Source organism: Ruixingdingia sedimenti, from assembly GCF_031432425.1.
Taxonomy (GTDB): domain Bacteria; phylum Pseudomonadota; class Alphaproteobacteria; order Rhodobacterales; family Rhodobacteraceae; genus Ruixingdingia; species Ruixingdingia sedimenti.
Genome location: NZ_JAVKPH010000071.1, coordinates 1 through 7,274 on the forward strand (window position 1 = coordinate 1; position 7,274 = coordinate 7,274).

7 protein-coding genes are annotated in these 7,274 nt (G+C 68.8%); all 7 read right to left on the bottom strand.

Annotated features, from left to right (window positions below):
• Positions 1-358 precede the first annotated feature (358 nt).
• Positions 359-2,176, bottom strand: a complete 1,818-nt coding sequence (locus RGD00_RS22575; protein WP_310459495.1) for a phage terminase large subunit family protein — start codon at positions 2,174-2,176, stop codon at positions 359-361.
• Positions 2,166-2,675 (bottom strand): hypothetical protein, encoded by a 510-nt coding sequence (locus tag RGD00_RS22580; protein WP_310459496.1) that lies wholly within the window; start codon positions 2,673-2,675, stop codon positions 2,166-2,168. Before RGD00_RS22580 ends, RGD00_RS22575 begins: the two co-directional genes overlap by 11 nt.
• Positions 2,676-3,014: 339 nt before the next feature.
• Positions 3,015-5,468, bottom strand: coding sequence for a DUF7146 domain-containing protein (locus tag RGD00_RS22585; RefSeq protein ID WP_310459497.1), 2,454 nt, complete (start codon positions 5,466-5,468; stop codon positions 3,015-3,017).
• The gene (locus RGD00_RS22590) at positions 5,465-5,899 is read right to left on the bottom strand and encodes a hypothetical protein (RefSeq protein ID WP_310459498.1); all 435 of its coding nucleotides are present in this window, start codon (positions 5,897-5,899) and stop codon (positions 5,465-5,467) included. Before RGD00_RS22590 ends, RGD00_RS22585 begins: the two co-directional genes overlap by 4 nt.
• 22 nt (positions 5,900-5,921) lie before the next feature.
• Positions 5,922-6,149, bottom strand: coding sequence for a hypothetical protein (locus RGD00_RS22595; RefSeq protein WP_310459499.1), 228 nt, complete (start codon positions 6,147-6,149; stop codon positions 5,922-5,924).
• Entirely contained in the window at positions 6,146-6,427 is a 282-nt protein-coding gene (locus tag RGD00_RS22600) for a transcriptional regulator (protein ID WP_310459500.1), read from the bottom strand. Before RGD00_RS22600 ends, RGD00_RS22595 begins: the two co-directional genes overlap by 4 nt.
• Before the next feature lie 115 nt (positions 6,428-6,542).
• Positions 6,543-7,139 (bottom strand): hypothetical protein, encoded by a 597-nt coding sequence (locus tag RGD00_RS22605; protein ID WP_310459501.1) that lies wholly within the window; start codon positions 7,137-7,139, stop codon positions 6,543-6,545.
• Positions 7,140-7,274: the final 135 nt, after the last annotated feature.

Genomic DNA, 7,274 nt, shown 5'->3' on the forward strand with positions numbered 1-7,274 from the left:
AAACTTGTTCGTCGTCTTGCTCATGATGCTCCATCCTACTCAAGAGTTGGAGCCTCCGGCAAACCCGGCGCGGTTCAGTATCCGAGTTTAATCAGATGCTTAATGGCTTCCACTCTGAAGTATTCTTCAGATGGCTTGAGGCCGTCTTTGCTCTTCGCTCCGGTTTTGAGAAGCCCTCGGATGGGGCATGTGAGAGTTAAGCTGTCCAAGGTCTTCCTCCTGCTCGTCATTGTTTCGATTCTGTCATTTTCTTGAGGTGCTTATCAAGCGCGAAGGATGGGAGCCTTAGGCCAGTCGGCGTGGCTCGAGGGGCTTCGGTCCCCGTAGCGGCGTTTCTGGGCTGTCACATGCGGCTGTTTCACGACCATGGCCGAACCCACCTTGATCGGAGGATCGTCGCTGAACGTTCACCCCTCTGGGGTTGCCGCGCTGCCACCCCCTCCACCTCCTCATTAAGCCTCAGCCCCATGCTGATAAGCCCGTGCAGGGCGGCGTGGGCGTAGACGAAGGTGTCGAGGGCTTCGTTGCGCTCGCCGTCGCGCTTGGGCTGCCAGGAGCGGATGGGGCGCCCGTGTTCGAAGCGGGTGACGACGCGCTCGGCGGTCAGCTGGCGGAAATAGTCGGCGTCGAGGCGGCGGGGGAAGTGGATCGCGCCTGGGCCGGGCTCGCTGAGGCGCAGGCGGGCGTAGACGGCGTCCTTCACCGCGTCCACGCCGACGATGAACAGTGGGATCTTGCCCTTGTTCGTGCGTGTCGGGCGGCGCGGCCAGACCGGGATGCCGGGCCCGCCACGGCCCTTGATCGCCCAGATGCGGCGCGAAAGGCGGGTGCGGCAGAACTCGTAGGCCATCTTGGTGTGGTGGCCGCCGGTGTCGATGGCCGCCGCGCGCACCGGCAGGTCGAGACCGCCGGGATGCGGGAACGTCGCCTGCAGAACCATATCGAGGTCGGCCCAGAGGCGCGGCCCGGACGGGTCGCCCCAGAGCACGCGGTAGTCGATGACCCACGCCTCCTCGTCGCGACCCCAGCCGAGGATCTGGACCTCGATCCGGTCGCCCTGCACGTCGACGCCGGCGGTCAGCACGGCCACCGAGGCGGGCAGCGCCTCGCCCCAGTCCTCGCGCCGCGCCATCAGCGGATCGGCCGGAACGGTGTCGCCCGCCTGGTCCTCCCAGGACTCGCCCAGCTTGGTGTTGACCCAGACCTGCAGGCGCGGCGGATCCTTGCGCACCCGGCCATGCTCGGCGGCGATCTCGGCCCATGTCTCCCACGGCGAATAAAGCGCGGAGAGGTGGAAGCCCGCCGTGCGGCCATCGCCCTCGGCCGTAGCGCGCCATTCCCCGGCGGCGAGCAGGCGGGGCTTCTCGTGCTCGTGATGGATGCCGCCGCAGGCCTCGCAGACCAGATGCGCCTGGTCGCGCCGCCCCTCGGGCCAGCGGATGCGCGCCCAGGTGATCGGTGCCATGTCGCCGCAATGCAGGCAGGGGACGTGGTAGAAGCGTCGGTCGCTGTGCTCGAAGGCGGCCTCGATGCGGGAGTGGCCCTTCAGCGTGGGCGTGGAGACCATGTAGATCTTGCGGCGCCCGCGGAAGGTGGCGGTGCGCTGGATCGCGAGATCGACCGGATCGCCCTCGCCATCGGCGTCGCCGGGATAGCCGTCCACCTCGTCCAGGAACAGGTAGCGGACCGGCGTGGAGCGCAGGCCCACCGCGCTGTTCGCCCCGGTCATCACCAGTTGGCCACCGGGGAAGGACTTGTGGAACAGGCTGTTCCCGGCATCGCGGGAGCGGGGCGCTGCGACCAGTTCGCGCAAGGCGGGTGTCGCCTCGATCAGCGGGTCGATCCGCACGGTCGTGTTCCGGCGCACCATATCGAGCGAGGGCATCACCAGCATGGCGATACCGGGCGCGTTCTGGATGATGTAGCCCAGCCAGTTCAACCCCGCCTCCGAACCGCCGGTCTGTGCGCCCTTCATCAGCACGACCCGTTCATAGGGACTGGCGGTGGACAGCGCGTCCATCACCGCGCGCAGATAGGGCGTGCGGTCGGTGCGCCAGCGACCCGGCTCGGCCGAGGTGGGCGGCAGGATGCGGTGGCGGTCGGCCCAGTCCGAGACCGGAATCGGCGGTTCAGGGCGGATGCCGCGCCGCCAGGCGAGGTCGATCTCAGGCACCATCACTGAGGCTCCCCAGCGGCAGGTCGGCCAGGTGTTCGAGATGCTCGCGCATCATCCGGTCGAGCGCGGCGAAGGTGGCGCGCGGATCGGCGCCGAGCTCGGCCGCCAGCAGGGGCGCCGTGCGTTGCACCCACGCCATGTGCGCGTCGCGTTCGGCACGGGCGCGCGCGAACACCGTGCGCGTGGCGGCGGTGGTCTCGACCAGTTCGCCGCGTTCGCGCTCGTAGGCCAGCTTGGCGCGCTGGACCTTCACGATCTCATGCAGCCGCTTGGCCTCGGCCAGCGTGGTGGCGGCGCGTGTCGGGCTGGCGGCGCCGCCCCGGTTGCGCCGGGCGGGGTCGAGGTTGTTCTCGATCCAGGCGAGCCCCACCGCCACGTCGATCTGCCCGTCCGCGCGCACCGGCAGCCCCTCGGCCACCAGTTGCGAGATGCGCCCCTTGGTCAGGCCGACGCGGGCGGCGAAGGCAGTCTTGGACTCGGCGCCGTCGAGTTTAGTCATTTCCGCCCCCTGACGCTGGCGGGCCAATGCGCTGCGCCTCCCCACATACGAATGTGCGCAGGAGGAACCGCCGCTTTCCCGATCCTTCCGGCTTGACGCCGACTCGGGCGGGCGCGCCCCGCACCTCGGGTGACGCACCGGTGACGCAAGGATGACGCGATTTCGGGTGCAAGCCGTTGAAAGTGTTGAGATGACGCACTTCCCCCGGCAACCTTTCCATATAGGGGGAACGGGATGATGGTTGGGCAGAGAGTTTCCCCCCTTATCGAAATATCCGAGCCGAAGTGCGTCATCTCAACACTCTCAATGGGTTAGGGGCCAAAAAGCCGGTTTGGTGCGTCACCAGTGCGTCACCGCTAGGCCGATGAAGAACCGCCCCTCCTTCGTGCGCTTGTGCTGGATCCCGGCGACGCGGGCCTGGACGCGCTGCACGAAGCCGTTGATCGCGGGCAGCTTCTCGGGCTTGTAGCCCTCGCCCAGCGCCCAGTTCTGGAAGCGGAGGTGCGCATCGCGCGTGGCCAGCATCGGCCCGCCGTTCACGATGGGCACGACCGACACGCAGGCGTCGATCCAGGCGGCGATGGGATCCTCGCTCAGCACCCATTCGAGGAGGGCGTCGTGGCAGCCCTGCGGGATGGCGAAGTTGCGCTGGCGGATCAGCCGCGCCGCCCCCTCGACTGCCCATGCCAGCAGCAGGTCCGGTTCCTCGGCGGCGATGCGCTTGCCGATGTCCTCGATGCGCTCCTCCAGCGGGATCGAGCGGGTGAAGGGGATCAGCAGCAGGCGCCGCTGCACGCCCCGGTCCACGCCGCCCTTGAAGCTCGGCAGCTGGTTCGCGGCAAAGAGGTTCTGCGCCACGGATCGGAACTCGACCCGGCTCTTGTAGACGTCGCGGCCCTCGATGGGATCGCCGGTGACGACCGCCTTGAAGGTGTCGGATGCGATGGCCTCGGGCGAGAGCTCGTCGGAGGCGTTCAGCAGCTTGCCCACCAGCCCGATGACATGCCGCTCGTCGCCCATCTTCGAGGCGGGGACCGAGCAGATGGCGCTGGCGGGCAGGAGGCCGCGCGCCAGTTCGAGCACCTGGCTCTTGCCGTTCTCGGCGGTCTTGCCGTGCAGAACCACCGCGCGCGGCTGCATCAGCCGGGTGGCATAGCCCAACGCCGCCGCGCCGCAGACCTCGGCCAACAGTGCGCATTTCGCCTCGGCCTCGGGGTCGCTCTTGAAGCTGCCGGTCAGCAGCTTCGCCAGCAGCGAGCTCGCGGGCGGGATGCCGGAGGCGCCGGGTTGCCAGCGGCCGGGCAGGGTGTGGCGGCAGCGATGCTGGCGGTGATGGGGTTCGAGGTGCGGCGTTCCCTGCGCGTCGAAGCGGATGAAGCCCGAGGCGCAGTTGATGCCCGCGGGCGGGGCGTCGAAAAAGCCGGGCATGGCGCACAGTGCGGCGCATTCGTTGAGCACGGAATTGACGCGGGTCTTGGTCAGCTTGACGTTCGAGGGCTCGCCCGCGGGGGTCTCGAACCCGGCGCCGTCATAGGCGTGCACCGGCGGGCGCAGTTCGTGGTCGGGGATCGCCTCCCAATGGGTTCCGCCATAGCGCCAGAACTCGCCATCGGCATGGACGATGCGGCCATGGCGTTCGGTCAGATCCTCCCGGACCCGTTTCGCGATTTCCACGTCCGAGCCGATATAGAGCCGCTTACGACCGGTGTCGGCCTCCTCAACGCGGAGCTGTTCTGCGGCGACGATGCGGTTGCGCACGGCCGCCTCGCCCTCGCGGACCAGCACATCGTTGAAGTCCTGCTCCTCGGGCGGGGTGGCGATCAGCACGGTCAAGCCGCGATGCGCGAGCTGGCTCGCGGCGCGGGCCATCTGGCCCTCGGCCTTGCTGCCAGGCAGGTCGCCGTCGCGGGCGACGATCACCGTGGCGTTCGCGGGCACCGGTGCGCGGCCGATGTTCGAGATGCCGAGGCAAGCCCAGACCTCCTGTCCCGTCGCCTGCCAGACCGAGAGCGCGGTCTCGACCCCCTCGCAGAGGACCAGCGGCTCGCGGCCGGGCAGGCGCACGGCGGCGCGTCCGGCCCAGCCATCGACGGCCTTGTTGGTGCGCTTGACCACCTTGACCGGGGCCTTCCGCCCCTCGGCCGTCAGATAGACCTGCTGCAGCGCCAGCACCTCGCCCGCCGCGTCGGTGGCGAGCGCGACCATGGCTCCGAACTGACGGTAGGCGTATTGGCGATAGCGGATGCAGTCGGGCGGCGTGGTCGTGATGCCGCGATGGCGCAGGTAGGCGAGCACGGGCGTCGAGACGAGGCTCTCGCTGCGGCGCACGATCTCGGCCACCTTTTCGGCGCGTTCCTCGGGCGTCGGTTCCTTGGGCCCGGCGGCGCCCGAGGCGGAACGCGCGGGCGAAGCGGGCGGCGTTGCCGTCCAGGACGGACCGGCATCGGGTTCGCCCAGCCACGACCGCGCCCAGCTCCACGCGGCCTTGTCGTCCAGCCCGAGGCAATGGCCGATCAGTTCCAGCGCCGCGCCCCCGGCGCCGTGCTCATGGTCATACCAGCGGCCCTTGTCCGCGCCGTCGATCTCCACGGCGACGCTGCCCTTGGTGCCGAAACGCAGCTGCTGTGCGCTGGAAAGCTCCCGGTTGGGCTCGCCCAGCAACTCGCGGGCCAGGTCCGCGATGCGGTCGTTCATCATGTCGGCCAGCTGGGCGACGGACATGTGGGTGGCGGCATGGGCGCGGCTGCCGGGTGGCGTGTCGTTGAAGTCGAGAGGGTCGCCCTGCACGGTCATTGGCGCGGCCCCTTTACGGTGCAGAGCAGGATCGGCATTTTGGGACAGACCGCCTGCACGCGGTTGGTCCAGGCGATTTCCTGCTCGGGTCGGGTCTCGATGATCAGCCCGTTGCGCTGCGCCATGGCCATCAGGGCGATGCTCGAATAGGCCTCGGGTGGCGGGGCGCAGGAGATGATCGCGACGCCGTCGGCCATGCCGATCAGCCGGTCGAGCGCCTTTCCGTCATACTGATCGGGGCCAAGCGCGCAGTCGGTGTCGTCGCCGACCATGACGATGAAGGGCCGCTGCAGCAGCTTGATGCCGCGATGGAGTCCGGTGGCGCGCTGCGGAATCACCAGGAAGCCGACACCGTGATCGCGGATCGCGTGGACGATGGGCAGCAGGTGCGGGGCCTTCTCGGCCGCGGAGGCCTCCATCCGGTCGAGCATGGGGCCAGTCATCTTGGGAAAATCATGCAACATTGGCGAAGCCCTCCTGCATGGCGATCCAGTCCAGGAGCGTGGAGCGTCGGGTGGCGATGCGGCTGCCCAGCCGGAAATGCGGCAGCGGGCGCTTCGAGCGCGTGCAGAGGTAGTAGACGCGGCGCTGGAAGCGGAACTCGTCGGAGGCGTAGAGGAAGCGGGCGATCTCGGCGGCGCCCACCATCATGTCGGGCGCGAGCGTGGCGGGGGCGGTCATCGGCCCCTCCCGGCGCGCGGGGCGCTCGGCTTGCGGGAGGCTTCCTGCTCGCGGGCGAGCAGCCAGTCGCGCACCGCCTCGATGCGGTAGTAGACGCGCCGGCCGATCACCACGAAGGGCGGGGACTGGCGCAGTTGGCGGTCGCGCTGACAGGTGCGCAGCGACACCCCGCGGCGGGCCGCGTATTCCTCCTCCGAGATGAAACCGTCGAGGAAATCGGTGGGTGGGGCGACGGAGGCGGCCCTCTCGGCGCCTCCGGATGCAAAGGGTTGGGTCATCGGCGTCTCCTTCGTGCCAGGCGACGCAACGCGCCGCCGATGCCCGAGAGATGCCGACGTTCAGCCCCCCGAAAAACTGCCCCGAAAATACCCCCGGAGCAATAATTTCAGGGGATTACGCAGTCCTTAGGCGCACTGCGCGCCAAGCCTCGCGAAGGTTGTTCTCGATCGTCTTGGTGGTGGGGCAGTCCCGCCGCGGATAGGTCTCGCGATACCACGCCTGCAGCGCGCGGGCTTCGGCGGCGAGACTGTCAGCGATCTCGCCCGCCTCTGCGCGGCGCTGAAACTCGATCCGGATGATGTCAATTCCCTTCTTCGGACGCCCGGGCGTTCCGGTCGGCATGTGGTCGTCGGCATCGGGCGGCAGGATGTGGATGTCGTGCACGATGTTGGCGCCGACGCTGGCCTCGCCCTTCCGGACATTGGTGATGCGCAGTTGCCGCCACGCGGGCGCGGGGATCGCATGCCACGGGCCGAAAGGCGGGTTCTCCTGCCCGAAGGCCGTCAGTTCGCCCGCCTCCAGCTTCGCCTTCATCGCGGCGAGCATGCCGTACCACACGCGGTGCAGATCTGCCCGCGCCGAGCGCGACCGGCTGGCAATGTAGTTCGCGGCCTTCGCCTCCTCCCAGTCCGAGACGTAGCTTGAGAGATAGGTCGGCCGCTTCGGCGCGTTCTTGCGGGCCTCGGTCGCGCGCGCATGCTCCTCCCACATCTCGGCTGGCAGGAACTTCCGAATCGCTTGCTCGAGGGGCAGGGCGTCGGGCGGTGGGCCGTAGTATCCGTGTCGATCAAGTGGCATTTGGGCTCCATTTTCGATTGTCGCGGATGAGCGCGTTGGCCAGCACGA